The organism is Streptomyces sp. NPDC001220, from assembly GCF_053597895.1.
Genome location: NZ_JBSFJE010000001.1, coordinates 611012 through 627428, shown reverse-complemented (window position 1 = coordinate 627428; position 16417 = coordinate 611012). Strand labels below are relative to the sequence as shown.

Below are 16417 nucleotides of genomic sequence, written 5' to 3'. Positions count from 1 at the left end.
CGGGGCCTGACCCGGTCAGCGGCCGCTTTGAATTTGGTCTGGACCTATTGACACGTGAATTGGTCTGGACCACCTTGATTGTCATGCCCAGACTCATCCCCCGACTCGTGTCCCGGCATGCCGGACAGCGAGGTATCCGAACCTGGTCGGCCGTGGCCGCGCTCGCCACCGCCCTCGCGATGGCGGGCCTGGCCTCCTCCCCGGCCTCCGCCGCCGATGTCAACAACGTGAAGAACGCCGGCTTCGAGTCGGCCCTCGCCAACTGGACCTGCTCCGCCGGCAGCGGTACGACCGTCTCCTCCCCCGTCCACTCCGGCGCCGCCGCCCTCAAGGCGACCCCGGCCGGGCAGGACTACGCCCAGTGCAGCCAGACGGTGGCGGTGAAGGCCAACTCCACCTACACGCTGAGCGCGTGGGTGCAGGGCTCCTACACCTACCTCGGGGTGACCGGCACCGGCACCACGGACGTGTCGACCTGGACCCCGAACACGTCCTGGACGCAGCTGTCGACGACCTTCACCACGGGTTCCTCGACCACCTCGGTCACGGTCTGGACGCACGGCTGGTACGGCCAGGCCGCCTACTACGCCGACGACTTCTCGGTCTTCGGCCCCGACGGCGGCGGCGGTTCCGACCCGACGCCGACCGTCCCGGCGACCCCGACCGGCCTCGCGGTCTCCGGTACGACCTCGTCCTCGGCGTCCCTGTCCTGGAGCGCGGTGTCGGGCGCGACCGGCTACAACGTCTACCGCAACGGCACCAAGGTCACCGCGGTCACCGGCGCCTCGGCCACGATCACCGGGCTCGCCGCCTCGACGTCGTACTCCTTCCAGGTCACCGCGACCAACTCGGCGGGCGAGTCCGCCAAGTCGACGGCGGTGACGGCGACCACCACCGCGACCGGCGGCAACGGCGGCGGCACGCTTCCCAAGCACGCGGTGACGGGCTACTGGCAGAACTTCAACAACGGCGCGACCGTCCAGAAGATCTCCGACGTGCCCTCCTCCTACGACATCATCGCCGTCGCCTTCGCGGACGCGACCGGCACGCCGGGCGCGGTCAGCTTCACCCTCGACTCCGCCGGGCTCGGCGGGTACACGGTCGACCAGTTCAAGGCCGACATCCAGGCCAAGAAGGCGGCCGGCAAGAAGGTCATCATCTCGATCGGCGGCCAGAACGGCACGATCTCGGTGAGCGACTCGGCCTCCGCGACGAACTTCGCCAACTCCGTCTACTCGCTGATGCAGACGTACGGCTTCGACGGCGTCGACATCGACCTGGAGAACGGCATCAACGCCACCTACATGAGCCAGGCGCTGCGCTCGCTGTCGTCGAAGGCGGGCTCGTCGCTGATCATCACCATGGCCCCGCAGACGATCGACATGCAGTCGACGTCCAACGGGTACTTCCAGACGGCCCTGAACATCAAGGACATCCTCACGGTCGTCAACATGCAGTACTACAACAGCGGTTCCATGCTGGGCTGCGACGGCAAGGTGTACAGCCAGGGCTCGGTGGACTTCCTCACCGCGCTCGCCTGCATCCAGCTCCAGGGCGGCCTCAGCCCCTCCCAGGTGGGCCTCGGCCTGCCGGCGTCGACCAGCGCGGCGGGCAGCGGCTACGTCTCCCCGACGGTGGTCAACAACGCCCTGGACTGCCTGACCAAGGCCACCAACTGCGGCTCCTTCAAGCCGTCGACGACCTACCCCGACCTGCGCGGCGCGATGACCTGGTCGACCAACTGGGACGCGTCGTCGGGCAACGCGTGGTCCAACTCGGTGGGAGCCCACGTCCACGGCCTGCCGTAGCGATCACGGGAAAGCGCCCCTTGGGTGAACTCACCCAAGGGGCCGCGACCAGCCCCCGCACCCGCGAACGGGCCGCGACGACCACCCCCCGTCGCGGCCCACCCGGCGGAGCCACTCGCACCCCCACGTTCCGGGCCCGAACCACCGTTCACGCGTACTGGACGCGGATCTTCGCCCGGTCCCCCGGCGCCCCGTCCCGCACATCGACGTACGCGCACACCTGGCGGGTGAACCACAGCCCCTGCCCGGGTTCCGGCTCCCCGGCCGGCGGCGGCACGAACCCGGCTAGCGGGTCGCCCACGGCCCGGCACAGCCGCAGCTCGCAGACGCAGGCCGGGGCCTCGCCCCAGGCGAGGAACTCGACGACCGGGCCATGGGCGCCGGCCGCGGCCACGACCGCCCGCGCGAACAGCTCCGCGTCCGCGGCCGCCAGCCCCTGCCCGGCCGCCCAGGCGCCCACCGACTCCGCGGCCGGCAGCCGGGTGACCGTCCGCGGCGGCGGGGGCAGCGGTACGGCGTCCAGTTCGCGCACCAGTACCGGCGGTTGCTCGTACACCCCGGTCCCCGGGTGGGCGCGGCGGGCCGCGTCGACGACCGCCGGGCCCGCCGTCCGGTTGTCGTACGCGCACAGGACCGTGGTGGCGAAGGGGGCGAACAGGAGGTTGGCGAGGGACTCGTAGCGGATCCACTCGGTGCTCTCCCGTACCGAACGGCCGGCACGGCCCGCCCAGTCGGGCTCCATGAGCAGGTGGACACGGCCGCCGGGTCCGGCGTTCACGGCGAGGTAGCCGGCGCCCTGGGCCACGGCGTTGGCGGCCGTGCCCGTGTACCAGTCGGTGTGGTCGATGAAGCCGACGTCCCTGGCGTCGGTGCCGAGCGCGTCGCGCAGGGCGGCCAGCAGGCCGGGGGCGGCGATGGCGACGGGCGGAGGCTCGTCGGGGGCGGCGAGCCCCTCGGCGAGGAAGGGCAGGGCGGCGGCGACGAACGCCTCGTCCGAGCCGAACACGGCCATCCGGTGGTCGAAGTGGCCCCCGGCCGCGGCGGGGCACGCGCTCGTACCGGTGCTCATCATCACCCAGCCCTCCTCCTGGCCCTCCGTCCACGGTCCCCCGGGGGACCGGGCAGACGCACATGGACGTCACGCGGGCGGGTGTATTTCGGTGGGGGCCACCTGCGGTTGCGGGTAAAGGCGTAATCTGCGCGGCCGTTTCGCACGGCCGGTTCCCGCGGCTGGTTTTACCGTCTTGACCTGTTCATGCCATTCCTTGGACGATGAGCGGCACTCGCACAGCCTTCGCACAACAACTGCACAGGCACGTCGCACTGGACCACCCCCACCTCCCCCAGGAGACTTCATGCGACTTCGTATTCGCGGCTCCGGCGCCCGCGGCCGGACCGCCGCGCTCGGCGCCCTGCTGGCCCTCGCCCTCGCGGCCCCCGTGGCGGCGACGGCCACCCACGCGTCCGCCGACAGCGCGCGCCCGGCGCCGCCCTCGGCCGACGACGTCCGGCAGTACGAGATCCACCAGAGCACCACCCCGGTGACCCGCGCGGCCATCCAGCAGACCGGCGTCACCGTGGACGAGGCCGACGAGGAGACGGTGGTCGTCTCCGGGCGGGCCCCGCAGATCGCCGCGCTGAAACGCCTCGGCTACGACGTCACGCCCCTCGGCGCGGCCCCCGACCGGTCCACCGCCGCCGACGAGCTGCGCCTGTTCGACTTCCCGACGGCCGACTCGAAGTACCACAACTACGCCGAGGCGAACGCCGAGATCGGCCAGCGGCTCGCCGCCTACCCCGCCATCATGAGCAGGCAGGTGATCGGCGAGTCGTACCAGGGCCGGGACATCGTCGCCATCAAGGTCAGCGACAACGTGGCGACGGACGAGAACGAACCCGAGGTCCTCCTCACCTTCCACCAGCACGCGCGCGAGCACCTCACGGTGGAGATGGCGCTGTATCTGCTGCGGGAGCTGGGCGCGGGATACGGCTCCGACTCCCGGATCACGAACATCGTCAACAGCCGGGAGATCTGGATCGTGCCGGACCTCAACCCGGACGGCGGCGAGTACGACATCGCCACCGGCTCGTACCGGTCGTGGCGCAAGAACCGGCAGCCCAACTCGGGCTCCTCGTACGTCGGTACGGACCTGAACCGGAACTGGAACTACCGATGGGGCTGCTGCGGCGGCTCCTCGGGCAGCACGTCCGCGGAGACCTACCGGGGCGCGGCCGCCGAGTCGGCGCCCGAGGTGAAGGTCGTCGCCGACTTCGTGCGCAGCCGGGTCGTCGGCGGGAAGCAGCAGATCAAGGCCGGGATCGACTTCCACACGTACAGCGAACTGGTGCTGTGGCCGTACGGGTTCACGACGGCCGACACCGCCACCGGGATGACCGCGGACGACGCGGCCGCGTTCAAGGCCGTGGGGCAGAAGATGGCGGCCAGCAACGGCTACACGCCGGAGCAGTCCAGCGACCTGTACATCACGGACGGGTCGATCGACGACTATCTGTGGGGTACGCAGAAGATCTTCGACTTCACGTTCGAGATGTACCCGACGTCCAGTTCCGGGGGCGGGTTCTATCCGCCCGACGAGGTGATCGAGCGGGAGACCTCCCGGAACCGGGACGCGGTGTTCCAGCTGCTGGAGAACGCGGACTGCATGTACCGGTCGATCGGGAAGGAAGCGCAGTACTGCGGCTAGGCGGCCACGGGACCGGGGCCGCCCGCCTGCGCCGGGCTACTTCTCGTCGCGGACCTTGTCCTCGGCCTCGGTCTTGTCCTCGGTCTTGTCCTCGGCCTCGGCAGCGGTCTTGTCGTCCGTCTCCAGGGCGTCTTCCTCTGCCTCGCCGTCCTCGAAGTACGCGTCCAGGACCGCGTCCAGGTCGTCCTCCCACTCCTTGAAGCGGGAGCGGGACGTCGCCTCGATCTCGATGGGATACCAGCGGCGGTCCGGCGTGTGGACGGTGATCGTGAAGCGCTTCCCGAAGCGCGGTGCCTCGGTCTCGATCGCGCCGATCTCGTCCCAGCGGAACTCGCACTTCTCCTCGTCGAGACTGAGGCGCACGCCCTGGCGGTCGGCCACTATCCGGGCGCGCCGGTCGGAGGCCTCGAAGAGGGGACCGTCGACGGTCTCCTCCTCGTCGCCCTCGTCCTCGGACTCGGTCGCGGCCCGGGTCGCGGACGCCGGTTCGGCCGTGTCCTCGACGGCATCGCCCTCTTCCGCCTCGGCGGCCTTCGCCTCCGTGTCCTTCGCCTGCGCGTCCTCCGGCTCGGCGGACGCGGGCGAGGTGAGCCCGGGGATGAAGGCCGGGTCGAATCCGGCGCCTTCCAGGGGCTGGCTGTTGGCTCCTATGCGCTGCTCCACAGCGGGCAGTATGGTCCAAGAACCTGTGCCGGAGACAGCCAGCCCCGACTTCGTTATCAGACGCCTACACGAAGAGGCTGAGCACGGCCGCCACTGCGAACCCGGCCACCGACAACACCGTCTCCAGCACGGTCCACGTCTTCAGGGTGTCCCGCTCGCTGATGCCGAAATACTTGGCGACCATCCAGAAGCCGCCGTCGTTGACGTGGGAGGCGAAGATGGAGCCCGCCGAGATGGCCATGATGACGAGGGCGACGAAGGGCTGGGAGTGGTCGCCCTCGGTCAGGAGCGGGGCGACGATGCCGGCCGTCGTCACGATCGCCACCGTCGCCGAGCCCTGGGCGACCCGCAGGACCACCGAGATCAGATACGACAGGACGATCACCGGGAGGCCCACGCCGTTGAAGGTGTCCGAGAGGGCCTGGGCGACGCCGCTGGCCTTCAGTACGGCGCCGAAGATCCCGCCGGCGCCGACCACCAGCAGGATGTTGCCGACCGGCTTGAGGGACGCGGTGGACACCGTCTCCAGGGACTTGCGGGACCAGCCGCGCCGGATGCCCAGCAGGTAGTAGGCGAGCACCAGGGCGATGGTCAGGGCGACCATCGGCGTGCCGAAGAACTCGATCACCGAGCGGCCGGTGGAGGGGTCCAGGGCGATCGAGGAGAAGGTCGCGGCGAGGATGAGGACGAGCGGGGTGCCGATGATGGCCAGGACCGTGCCGAGCGGGACCGGCTTCTCCGGGGGCTCCACTCCCGCCGACCGCTGCTCCGCCAGCACCGCCTGCTTGGCCTCCTCCGCCGCCTCGACCATGTCCTGCGGTACGGCGACGAAGATCCGCCTGCCGATCCACGCCGAGTACACCCACGCGGCCAGCACCGCCGGGATGCCGCAGACGATGCCCATGAGGATGACCCAGCCGAGCTGGACGTGCAGCAGCGCGGCGGCGGCCACCGGGCCGGGGTGCGGGGGCAGGAAGGCGTGGGTCATGGAGAGACCGGCGAGCAGCGGGAGGCAGTACAGGAGGATCGACTTGCCGCCGCGCTTGGCGGCCGCGTAGACGAGCGGGGCCAGCACGAAGATGCCGACGTCGAAGAAGACCGGGATGCCGAAGATGAGCCCGGTGAGGCCCATGGCGAGCGGGGCCCGCCGCTCCCCGAAGAGGTTGAGCAGCCGGGAGGCCAGCACCTCGGCCCCGCCGCTGACTTCGAGGATCGCGCCGAGCATGGTGCCGAGGCCGATGATGATCGCGACATGGCCGAGGATGCCGCCCATGCCGGACTCGATGGTGGAGACGGCGTCCGAACGCTGGACCGTGCCGAAGAGTTCGGTGACGGAGAGACCGGCCAGCAGGCCGACGGCTATGGAGACGGCGAGCAGGGCGACGAAGGGCTGGAGCCGCGCCTTGATGATGAGGAAGAGCAGCAGGGCGATGCCGATGGCGGCGACGGTGAGCAGTCCCGCGGTGCCGTCGAGGAGGAGGAGCAGCCCTCCGGTGTGGGGTGGGGTGGCTGGGGCTGAGGTGGCGGATGCGGCGAGCGGTAGGGACATGTGGGGGTCCTCTTCGTAAGTACATCGTCCGGGGGGTTTGGGGGGTGTCCCCCCGACAGGCGCAGCCGGACAGGGGGGATCGCGGCACGGCGCCCGGTGCGGGGGCCGTGCCGCGACAGACGTACGGCGTGCGGGTACTGATGGGTCGTCAGCCGAGGACGGCGAGGGCGTCGATCTCGATGAGGAGGCCGGCGGGCAGACCGACGTAGACGGTGGTGCGGGCGGCGGGCGGGGCGGTGAGGCCCTGCTCCTCGAAGTAGGTGTTGTAGATGCCGTTCATCTCGGCGAAGTGGTCCACGTCCGTCAGATAGACGCGGATCATCATCACGTCGTCCCAGGAGGCGCCGCCCTCCTCCAGGATCGCCTTGACGTTGGCGAGGGTCTGGAGGGTCTGCTCGCGGAGCGTGGGGCCGGCCGGCGTCGGGGGCTTGCCCTCCTCGGCGGGCAGGAAGCCGACCTGGCCGGCGACCTGGAGGATGTTGCCCTTGCGTACGCCGTGGGAGAACTTGGCGGGCGGGGTGGTGTGGGTCTTGGGGGTGAGGGCGGTCTTCTCGGTCATCAGTTGCTGGCTTCCTTGATCGGAGTTCTGCCGGAGTACTCGCCGCTGATCGCGTCCGCCGTACGGCGCACCTGCGGGAGCAGGGTGAGGAGTTCGTCGGCGGTGACGACGACGTTGGGCGCGGAGACCGACATCGCGGCGACGACCCGGCCGTCGGCGCCGCGGATGGGGGCCGCGACGCAGTTGATGGACTCCTCGTGGCCGCCGAGGTCGGTGGCCCAGCCCTGTTCGCGCACCTTGGCCAGTTCCTTGCGGAAGGCCTCCGCGTTCGGTGTCGAACGGGCCGTGTACATGGGGTAGTCGAGCTTGTCGGCGAGAGCGCGCCGCTCGGGCTCGGGCAGGTCGGCGAGGAGCAGCTTGGCGACGGCGGCGACGGTGATGGCCACCGGCTTGCCGATGCGCGAGTACATGCGCACCGGGTAGCGGCTCTCGACCTTGTCGATGTAGAGGACCTCGCCCTCCTCGAACACGGCGAGGTGCACGGTGTGTCCGCAGGCCTCGTTGAGGCGGGCCAGGTGGGGGTGGGCGATCTCGCGGATGTCGAGGTTCTCCATCGCCTCCTGGGCGAGTGCGAAGAGCCGGGCGCCGAGGCGGTAGCGCTGGTCGGACTGGCGGTAGACCAGCCCGTGTTCGTGGAGGGTGCGCAGCAGCCGCAAGGCGGTCGACTTGTGCACGCCGAGGCGCTCGGCGACCCGGCCGAGGTCGGCGGGGCCCTCGGCGAGCAGCGGCAGGATGCTGAGCGCTCGGTCGACGGTCTGGCTCATGGGGTGCGTACCTCCTCTTCGGCCGCGTCGGCTTCGGTCCAGCCGGGGCCGAGTCGAAGTCTCTCCCACGCGTCGGCGTCGAAGGCGGTCAGACGGTCGGCGGTGTCGCGGGCGGGGGGTGCGGCGAGGTCGGCGGGGGTGGTGAGGGCGGCGGCGGCGAAGAGGTGACCGAGCCGCAGTGTGCGCCGCAGGGACAGTCCGCGCAGGGTCCCGGAGAGAAACCCGGCGGCGAAGGCGTCCCCGGCACCGACGGGGGCGACGACGTCCACGACGGGGGCGGGTTCGAAGGTGGGGGTGGGGTCACTCACCGGCGTCGGGAGGGTGCCGCCCGCGCCCGCCCTCCCCCACTCTCGGCTTCGCCCGAGCGGGGGGATCTCCATCGCCCCAGCGGCACGACTGCCCGCGGCAAAGGCGCCTCGTAGGGGCGCGGGGAACTGCGCGGCCGGCCCCCACCCACCCGCAGCCGACACGGCACCGGCACCGGCACCGGCACCGGCCTCGGCCCCGGCACCGGCCCCCGACACGAAAGCCACGGCTCCCACCCCGCCCTGCTTCACCACCAGCACGCCCGGCTCCGGCAGGAGTTCGCGAACGGCCTCCGGGCCTCCTGTCACCCCCCACGCCTCCTCCGCCTCGTCCTCCCCCACGAACACGATGTCGGCCCGGCGCGCCAGCTCCAGCAGGACATCCGGCCCGCCGCCCGAACCCCACAGCCCGCGCCGGTAGTTGACGTCGAAGGACACGACCGGCCGCCCCTCGGCGGGAGCCGTGAGCTCCCTCAGCAGGTCCAGGCAGCCGGGCGACAGCGCGGCCGTGATGCCGGACAGGTGCAGGATCCGGGCCGCGCGCACCGCGGCCAGGTCCACGGTCGCCACCGACATCGCGGACGCCGCGGATCCCGCCCGGTAGTACGCGACCTCATGGGCGTCCGTCGCCCGGTCCCCGGCCGTACGGAAGTACACCCCCGTCGGCCGCCCGGGATCACGGTCCACGCACGCGACGTCCACGCCGTACGAAGCCACCGTCTCCACCAGATGGTCGCCGAACCCGTCCGCGCCGACCCGGCTGACCCATCGCACCGCATGTCCCGCCGCGGCGAGCGCACACGCCACGTTGGACTCCGCGCCGCCGATCGCACGGTCGAAGGACGGCACGTCCGCGAGGCGCCCCGGCCGCGTGGGCAGGAACGTCACCATGGACTCGCCGAGCGCGACGACATCCAGGGCGTCCAGGGCATCACCAGCGTCCACGACGTCGACGGTGTCCACGACGCAAACGGCGTCGACGGCGTCCGTGGCCTTCACGATGGTCGTGGCTCCTCGTCTCGGGTCGCTGCGGGCTCCATTGACCCGGCGTTGGCGTGGATGTTAGACAGCGGTAAGCGATATACGCAATGGACGTTGCACACAGTGCAACCCACCAGATCAGGGAGGCTCCGTGTCCTTCGACACCGGCACCGACGCGCTCGCCCGTCTCACGGAGGAACGCGTCGACCACCGTTTCAAGGGCCTCCCGCCCGACGCCGAGGGCCTCACCGTCGGCGAGCTGACCGCCCAGCGCCGCAACCTGTTCTCCGACGGCTTCGCCACACCCGTGCTGGCCCTCTCCGCCGAGCGCCTGGAGCACAATCTCGCGCTCATGGAGGCGTACACCGAGCGGCACGGCCTCGCCTTCGCCCCGCACGGCAAGACCTCCATGGCCCCGCAGCTCTTCCGGCGCCAGGTGGAGCACGGGGCGTGGGGCATCACCCTCGCCGTCCCGCATCAGGTACGGGTGGCCCGCGCCTTCGGCACCCGGCGGATCTTCCTCGCGAACGAGCTCGTGGACGCCCCGGCGCTGCGCTGGATCGCCGCCGAGCTGGAGCGCGACGCGGAGTTCCGCTTCGTCTGTTACGTCGACTCCGTGCGCGGGGTGGAGCTGATGGACGCGGCGCTGGAGGGAAGCTCCCGTCCGGTCGACGTCGTCGTGGAGCTGGCCGCCGGGGAGGGCGCCCGCACCGGCGTCCGTACCGAGGCGGAGTGCGCGGCGGTCGCGGACGCGGTGGCCGGGGCGGCGGGAACCCTGCGGCTGGTCGGGGTCGCCGGGTACGAGGGCGAGGTCCCACGGGCCGACCCCGACCGCGTGCACGCCTATCTGCGCCGGCTCGTGGCACTCGCCGCCGACCTCGACAAGGCGGGACGGTTCGCCGGCACCGACGAGATCGTCGTCAGCGCGGGTGGCAGCGCCTGGTTCGACGCGGTCGCCGACGTCTTCGCCGGGATCCCCGCGCTCTCCCTCCCCGTGCTGAAGCTGCTGCGGTCCGGCGCCTACGTCTCGCACGACGACGGCCGCTACCGGGAGGTCACCCCCTTCAACCGCGTCCCCGAGGAGGGCGCCCTGGAGCCGGCCTTCCGGCTCTGGGCGCAGATCGTCTCCCGCCCCTCCGCCGAGCAGGCCTTCGCCAACGCGGGCAAGCGGGACGCGGCCTACGACCTGGACCTCCCGTTCGCCCAGGTGATCCGCCGGGACGGCACGGAGCGCCCGGCGACCGGGGTGTCGGTCACCGGCCTGTCCGACCAGCACGCCTGGCTCGCCACCACCCCCGAGGCGGACGTCGAGGTCGGCGACTGGGTGGGCCTCGGCCTCTCGCACCCGTGCACGTCGTTCGACAAGTGGCAGCTGATCCCGGTCGCCGAGGCGGACGGCACGGTCGTCGACTACGTCCGCACGTTCTTCTAGGAGGAGCCGTGGACCAGCTCGTCATCCGGGACGCGGACGTCGTCGACGGCAGCGGGGCGCCCGCCTACCGCGCGGACGTGGTCGTCGACGGGGGCCGGATCGTCACCATCGTCAAGGAGGCCGCGGCGGCGGGCTGCCAGCGCCCGCGCGCGACGCGCGAGCTGGACGCCGAGGGTCTGGTCCTCGCCCCCGGCTTCATCGACATGCACGCCCACAGCGACCTGGCCCTGCTCCGCGACCCGGACCACAGCGCCAAGGCCGCGCAGGGGGTCACCCTCGAAGTCCTGGGCCAGGACGGGCTGTCGTACGCCCCCGTCGACGACCGCACCCTCGCCGAGGTGCGCCGGGCCATCGCCGGCTGGAACGGCCACGGTGACGACATCGACTTCGACTGGCGCTCGGTGGGCGAGTACCTGGACCGCCTGGACCGGGGCATCGCCGTCAACGCGGCCTATCTGATCCCCCAGGGCACGGTCCGCGCGCTGGCGGTCGGCTGGGAGGACCGCGAGGCCACCCCGGCCGAGCTGGACCGGATGCGCCGGCTGGTGGCGGAGGGCATGGCACAGGGCGCGGTCGGCATGTCCTCCGGCCTCACCTACACCCCCGGCATGTACGCGAAGGACGCCGAACTGACCGAGCTGTGCCGGGTGGTGGCGTCGTACGGCGGCTACTACTGCCCCCACCACCGCTCGTACGGGGCGGGCGCCCTGGAGGCGTACGAGGAGATGGTGGCCCTGTCCCGGGAGGCGGGCTGCTCCCTCCACCTGGCCCACGCCACCATGAACTTCGGCGTGAACAAGGGCCGGGCACCCGAGTTGCTGTCGTTGCTGGACCAGGCCCTCGCGGCCGGCGCCGACATCACGCTCGACACCTACCCCTACACGCCAGGCAGCACGACCCTCGCGGCGATGCTGCCGAGCTGGGCGAACGAGGGCGGCCCGGACGCGGTCCTGGCGAGGCTGGCGGACGGGGACACGGCCGAGCGCGTCCGCCACCATCTGGAGGCCCTCGGCTCCGACGGCTGCCACGGCGTGCCCATCGAGTGGGACACGATCGAGATCTCCGGCGTGGCCGACCCGGCGCTGGCGGACTTCGTCGGCCGTACGCTGGCGGAGTCGGCGCGGCTGCGCGGCGAGGCCCCGTGGACGACGGCCCGCCACCTGCTGCTGGCGGACCGGTTGGCCCCGTCCATCCTCCAGCACGTCGGCCACGAGGAGAACGTCCGCGCGATCATGCGCCACCGCGTCCACACCGGCGGCTCGGACGGCATCCTCCAGGGCACCAAGCCGCACCCCCGGGCGTACGGCACGTTCCCGCACTACCTCGGCCACTACGTACGGGAGTTGGGAGTCCTCTCCCTGGAGGAGTGCGTCGCCCACCTCACCGGCCGCCCCGCGGCCCGGCTGCGCCTGCCGGACCGCGGCCTGATCCGCGAGGGCTACCGAGCCGACGTCGTCCTCTTCGACCCGGAGACGGTGGCGGCGGGCTCCACGTACGCTGAGCCCCGGAAGCTCCCGACGGGCATCCCGCACGTCCTGATCGACGGCCGCTTCGTGATGGAGGACGGCCACAGGACGGACGAACTGGCAGGGCGTGCCATCCGCCGCCCGCTTTGAACACCCCGTACGGAAGCGCCCCGTCAGGGGCGCGGGGAACTGCGCGACCAGCCCCCGCGAACCCGCAGCCGAAGACGGCGCACCCAGCGGAGCGCTACGGCTTGGGCAGGGTGCAGCCACTCGCACTCAGGTTCAGCACGTTCCCCGTCGTGAAGCACGCCGGAATGATGTACGTCTCCTCCGCGTAGTTGATCCCCTGCCGCACCGTGACGTTCCCGCTCGCGTCCACCTCGCACGGGTTGTCCACGGTGCACCGCTCCCCGTCCTCGTTGCCGGTGTTGTTGACGGCGACGACCTGTCCCGTGGTGGTGTCGATCACCGGCGAGCCCGAGGTCCCGCCGATCGTGTTGCACGCGGAGGTGTAACGGACCGAGTCCTTCCAGGTCCAGTCGCCCTCCTTAAGCCGGTACACGAACCCGTCGATGCTGCAGCTGTAGATCGTCTTCCAGTAGCCGGAGACGACCTTGATGGCGGTGCCGGCGACGGGGTGCGCGCTGCTGACGGTCAACGGGCTGATGCCGTAGGAGTTCTTGATCGCCGCGTACGTCGTGGTGGTGCGGTAGATCGTGACGTCCGTGTCGGTCATCGTCGAGTAGACGACCTGGTTGGCGCGGAGCGTGGCGACCTTGGTGCCGGCGGAGTTCAGCAGGCCGAAGGTACGGCTGGAGGACTGGCCGGTGATGACCTCGCCGGGCTCGGGGAAGCCGGTCTCCAGGCAGTGGCCGTTGGTGAGCACCAGCGCCGGGTCGGTGTCCGCGGAGTTCGGGAACCGGATGACGGAGCCGGAGCAGTTGCTGAGCGAGACGGTGCCGGCGAAGTTGACGGTCACCGCGGCGGCCTTCGCCGTCTGTGGCACGGCGACCGCCGGAGCCGTGCCGATCCCGGTGATGGCCAGGGAAGCGAGCGCGGCGACGAGAGGCTTGTTCATGTGGGGGTCCCCTCTTGACGACAAGGCGACCGGAGATCTTCCGGTCGCCGCTTGTTTTGTCATGTGCATTGTGAGGGGAGGGGGGTGGTGGGGCAAGGAGTTGTTTCAGGACCGGCGTTGGCGGATTTCCGCGCACGCGGCGTCGGTCGCGGACCGGGAGCCATGGAGGAGCTTGGCCAGCTGCCGGGCGGGCCGCCCGGTGCCGAGCGGATCGGCCTCCGGGCCGGTCACGGGCTCGTCGTCGAGCAGCGAGAGTTCCCTGCGCCCCTCCGGACCGGTGGACGACCAACCTACCCGGCCCCGAAGCCACTTGAGGCACAGGCGCAGCCCGGTCCGCGGGCTCGCCCCTAGTGGGACCGGCCGCCGCCGCCCCGCCCGTGCCCCCAGCCGTGTCCCCCGTACCTGGGGGTCTCGGCCGGCGTCCCGGTCGGTGCGGTCGGTGCGGGTGTCGCGCTCGGGCCGGCGGTCGGGCCACCGCTCGGCGAGGCGCCGGCGGGCGGCGCGGACGCGGAGGCGGAGGCGGCGGTGGACGGCGGGACGCTCGCGGACGAGGCCGCCGGGGTGGACGGCACGCCCCCTGCCGCCGGTACGGCCGACGCGGCGGAGGGGGTGACCGACGCGCTGCTCGGGCCGTCCTGCGGCGGCCGCGGCGAGGACTCGCCGACGGTCCGCTCCGTACGGCTCCGGACGTCCTGGGTGCCGTCCGACGAGGAGGAGAGGGCGAACCCGGCGACCAGCGCGGCCGCGGCGCCCGCCGCGCCCACGGCGACCGCCCATCGTCTCGGCCGCCGGCCCTCCGCCTCGCGGGCCGACCGCCGCCGCTCCGCCCGGCCCGCCGCTGGCACGAGTGCCGTCGCGGGCGCCGGTACGGGCGCCGGTACGGCGGACACGGCGGGTGTGATCCGGGGCAGCTCGCGGGTCTCGTCGTACGCGTTGAGCCAGCCGTGTGCGGACGCCGGGTCCCGGTACTCCTCGTACGCGGGGGCCGGTCCGCCCCCCTGCGGCTGGTAGACGCTGGGCGTCCCGGTCTCGTCCTCGGCAGGTCTCGGCATGGACGCGGATTCTAGGAGGGAAGGGGCCGATGAGACAGCTACCGGCGATAACAGGCCAAACTTCTGGGACTTTTCGTGTCTCACGTGGTGGAAAACACGACGCGACAAGCCATACCGCACCGTAAGCTCACGGGCATGCAGGTGATCCAGTCGACCAAGCTCGCCAACGTCTGTTACGAGATCCGGGGCCCGGTTCTCGAGGAGGCGATGCGGCTGGAGGCGGCGGGACACCGCATCCTCAAGCTCAACACCGGAAACCCGGCCGCCTTCGGCTTCGACTGCCCGCCGGAGATCCTGGAGGACATCCTCCGCAACGTCTCCTCGGCGCACGGCTACGGCGACGCGAAGGGCCTGCTGGCCGCGCGGCGCGCGGTCGTCATGCACAACCAGACCATCGGCATCGAGACCGACGTCGAGCACGTCTTCATCGGCAACGGCGTCTCCGAGCTGATCGTGATGGCGATGCAGGGCCTGCTGGACGACGGCGACGAGGTCCTCGTCCCGGCACCGGACTACCCCCTGTGGACGGCGGCCGTCTCCCTCTCCGGCGGCACCGCGGTCCACTACCGCTGCGACGAGCAGTCCGACTGGATGCCCGACCTCGCCGACATCGAGCGCAAGGTCACCGACCGCACCAAGGCGATCGTCATCATCAACCCGAACAACCCGACGGGCGCGGTGTACGACGAGGCGATGCTGCGCGGGCTGACCGACATCGCCCGCCGCCACAACCTCCTGGTCTGCTCGGACGAGATCTACGACAAGATCCTCTACGACGACGCCACGCACACCCCGACCGCCGCGATCGCCCCGGACCTGCTCACGCTCACCTTCAACGGCATGTCCAAGGCCTACCGGGTGGCCGGTTACCGGGTCGGCTGGATGGCCATCTCCGGCCCCCGCGCACACGCCGACTCCTACATCGAGGGCCTGACGATCCTGGCGAACATGCGGCTGTGCGCGAACATGCCCGGCCAGCACGGGGTCGTGGCCGCGCTCAGCGGACGCCAGTCGATCAACGAGCTGGTACTGCCGGGCGGGCGCCTGAAGGAGCAGGTGGACACGGCGTACGAGCTGCTCACCCAGATCCCGGGTGTGACCTGCGTCCGGCCCAAGGGCGCCCTGTATCTCTTCCCGCGCCTCGACCCTCAGGTCTTCAAGATCAAGGACGACCGGCAGATGGTCCTGGACCTGCTGCGACAGGAGAAGATCATGGTCGTCCAGGGCACCGGCTTCAACTGGCCGGAGCCGGATCACTTCCGGGTGGTGACCCTGCCGTCGGTGGGCGACCTGCGGGACGCGATCGGCCGGATCGGCCGGTTCCTGGACGGCTACGGGCAGCCGTAGCCGGGGGCGGCCGGGGCCCGTCGTAGCCGCCGGACCACGGACCGTGAACCGGGTCAACTTTAGACGAGATCCAAGGTAGGATGGCTTCCTGACAGCACAGGAGGCCATCTCCCATGTACGAAGCGATCCGCACCAAGTCGGTCCACAGCACGATGGCCGGCGCGTCTGCCGACTTCCCCCACCGGACGCGCGAGGAGGAGCTGGACATCCAGCTCGCGGGACATCTCGCGGCGCTGCTCGCCGTCACCGACGAGCTGCGCGGCCTCACGCCGTCCACCGACCTCGACGCCGCCGCGACCCGGCTTGCGGAGCAGGTGACCCGGCTGCGGGGCGGACGTACACCGGTCCGCGCGTCGCCGGCCGCGGCAGGACGGCCGGCGCCCCTGCACGAGCGCGCCCACGCACTGGCCGGCCGCGCGCTGGTGGTCGCGGCGTCCCGGGCGGACACCGCGGCGGCGATCCTCGCCGCGGAACGCATGGACGCCCACGCGGCGGCGACGGAACTCACCACGACGGCCTGACCCGGGCCGGCCGCCCGCCACCGGCCGATCCGCCGCTCCCCCGAACGGCCCCGGTCCGCGCGCCCCCAAACCCCGCGCGGACCGGGTTGCCACCCCCCACCAGCCGGCCCCGCCGCACCCCTGATCGGCCCTCGTCCCCCCGTTGTAATCCGGGACGTCCACTTCACGCCCCGTTCACCCTGAGCGC

General features: G+C 71.7%; 14 protein-coding genes. 6 read left to right on the top strand and 8 right to left on the bottom strand.

All coding sequences use genetic code 11. The features are described 5' to 3' along the window. The first annotated feature begins 83 nt into the window (after positions 1-83). Entirely contained in the window at positions 84-1808 is a 1725-nt protein-coding gene (locus ACWDGI_RS02975) for a chitinase (RefSeq protein WP_450754700.1), read from the top strand. A 148-nt stretch (positions 1809-1956) separates the two neighbouring features. Here the strand turns inward: ACWDGI_RS02975 and ACWDGI_RS02970 are convergent, their stop codons facing one another. Beyond that, complete coding sequence (locus tag ACWDGI_RS02970) at positions 1957-2880, bottom strand: MEDS domain-containing protein (protein ID WP_450755286.1); 924 nt, start codon at positions 2878-2880, stop codon at positions 1957-1959. 283 nt (positions 2881-3163) lie between these two features. Between ACWDGI_RS02970 and ACWDGI_RS02965 the strand changes: the two genes are divergently transcribed. Then, complete coding sequence (locus ACWDGI_RS02965) at positions 3164-4513, top strand: M14 family metallopeptidase (protein WP_450754698.1); 1350 nt, start codon at positions 3164-3166, stop codon at positions 4511-4513. 36 nt (positions 4514-4549) lie between these two features. Here the strand turns inward: ACWDGI_RS02965 and ACWDGI_RS02960 are convergent, their stop codons facing one another. The 5 genes from ACWDGI_RS02960 to ACWDGI_RS02940 all read right to left on the bottom strand — a co-directional run bounded on the left by ACWDGI_RS02960 (position 4550) and on the right by ACWDGI_RS02940 (position 9271). Next, positions 4550-5176, bottom strand: coding sequence for a hypothetical protein (locus tag ACWDGI_RS02960; RefSeq protein ID WP_450754697.1), 627 nt, complete (start codon positions 5174-5176; stop codon positions 4550-4552). Between the two features lie 64 nt (positions 5177-5240). Beyond that, positions 5241-6725, bottom strand: coding sequence for a GntP family permease (locus ACWDGI_RS02955; protein WP_450754695.1), 1485 nt, complete (start codon positions 6723-6725; stop codon positions 5241-5243). 148 nt (positions 6726-6873) lie between these two features. Further along, a complete protein-coding gene (locus ACWDGI_RS02950) occupies positions 6874-7284 on the bottom strand; it encodes a RidA family protein (protein WP_266822604.1) in 411 nt (136 codons plus the stop codon). Further along, complete coding sequence (locus ACWDGI_RS02945; RefSeq protein WP_362563420.1) at positions 7284-8048, bottom strand: IclR family transcriptional regulator; 765 nt, start codon at positions 8046-8048, stop codon at positions 7284-7286. The genes ACWDGI_RS02950 and ACWDGI_RS02945 overlap by 1 nt, the downstream gene beginning before the upstream one ends. Further along, complete coding sequence (locus ACWDGI_RS02940; RefSeq protein ID WP_450755284.1) at positions 8045-9271, bottom strand: sugar kinase; 1227 nt, start codon at positions 9269-9271, stop codon at positions 8045-8047. The genes ACWDGI_RS02945 and ACWDGI_RS02940 overlap by 4 nt, the downstream gene beginning before the upstream one ends. 214 nt (positions 9272-9485) lie before the next feature. Here ACWDGI_RS02940 and ACWDGI_RS02935 point away from each other — a divergent pair, with 214 nt between their 5' ends. Further along, positions 9486-10766, top strand: a complete 1281-nt coding sequence (locus ACWDGI_RS02935; protein ID WP_450754693.1) for an amino acid deaminase — start codon at positions 9486-9488, stop codon at positions 10764-10766. Between the two features lie 8 nt (positions 10767-10774). Then, positions 10775-12382, top strand: a complete 1608-nt coding sequence (locus ACWDGI_RS02930; protein WP_450754691.1) for an N-acyl-D-amino-acid deacylase family protein — start codon at positions 10775-10777, stop codon at positions 12380-12382. Between the two features lie 94 nt (positions 12383-12476). On the opposite strand, the gene ACWDGI_RS02925 is transcribed toward ACWDGI_RS02930, so the two are convergent. Next, entirely contained in the window at positions 12477-13310 is an 834-nt protein-coding gene (locus ACWDGI_RS02925) for a trypsin-like serine peptidase (protein ID WP_450754689.1), read from the bottom strand. 347 nt (positions 13311-13657) lie between these two features. Next, positions 13658-14362, bottom strand: a complete 705-nt coding sequence (locus ACWDGI_RS02920; RefSeq protein WP_450754687.1) for a hypothetical protein — start codon at positions 14360-14362, stop codon at positions 13658-13660. Positions 14363-14497: 135 nt separating this feature from the next. Here ACWDGI_RS02920 and ACWDGI_RS02915 point away from each other — a divergent pair, with 135 nt between their 5' ends. Both ACWDGI_RS02915 and ACWDGI_RS02910 read left to right on the top strand, forming a co-directional pair. Then, positions 14498-15709: a pyridoxal phosphate-dependent aminotransferase gene (locus tag ACWDGI_RS02915; protein ID WP_450754685.1), complete on the top strand. Its 1212-nt coding sequence runs from the start codon at positions 14498-14500 to the stop codon at positions 15707-15709. Positions 15710-15822: 113 nt separating this feature from the next. Further along, the gene (locus ACWDGI_RS02910; protein WP_450754683.1) at positions 15823-16230 is read left to right on the top strand and encodes an SCO4983 family protein; all 408 of its coding nucleotides are present in this window, start codon (positions 15823-15825) and stop codon (positions 16228-16230) included. The last annotated feature ends 187 nt before the right edge of the window (positions 16231-16417 follow it).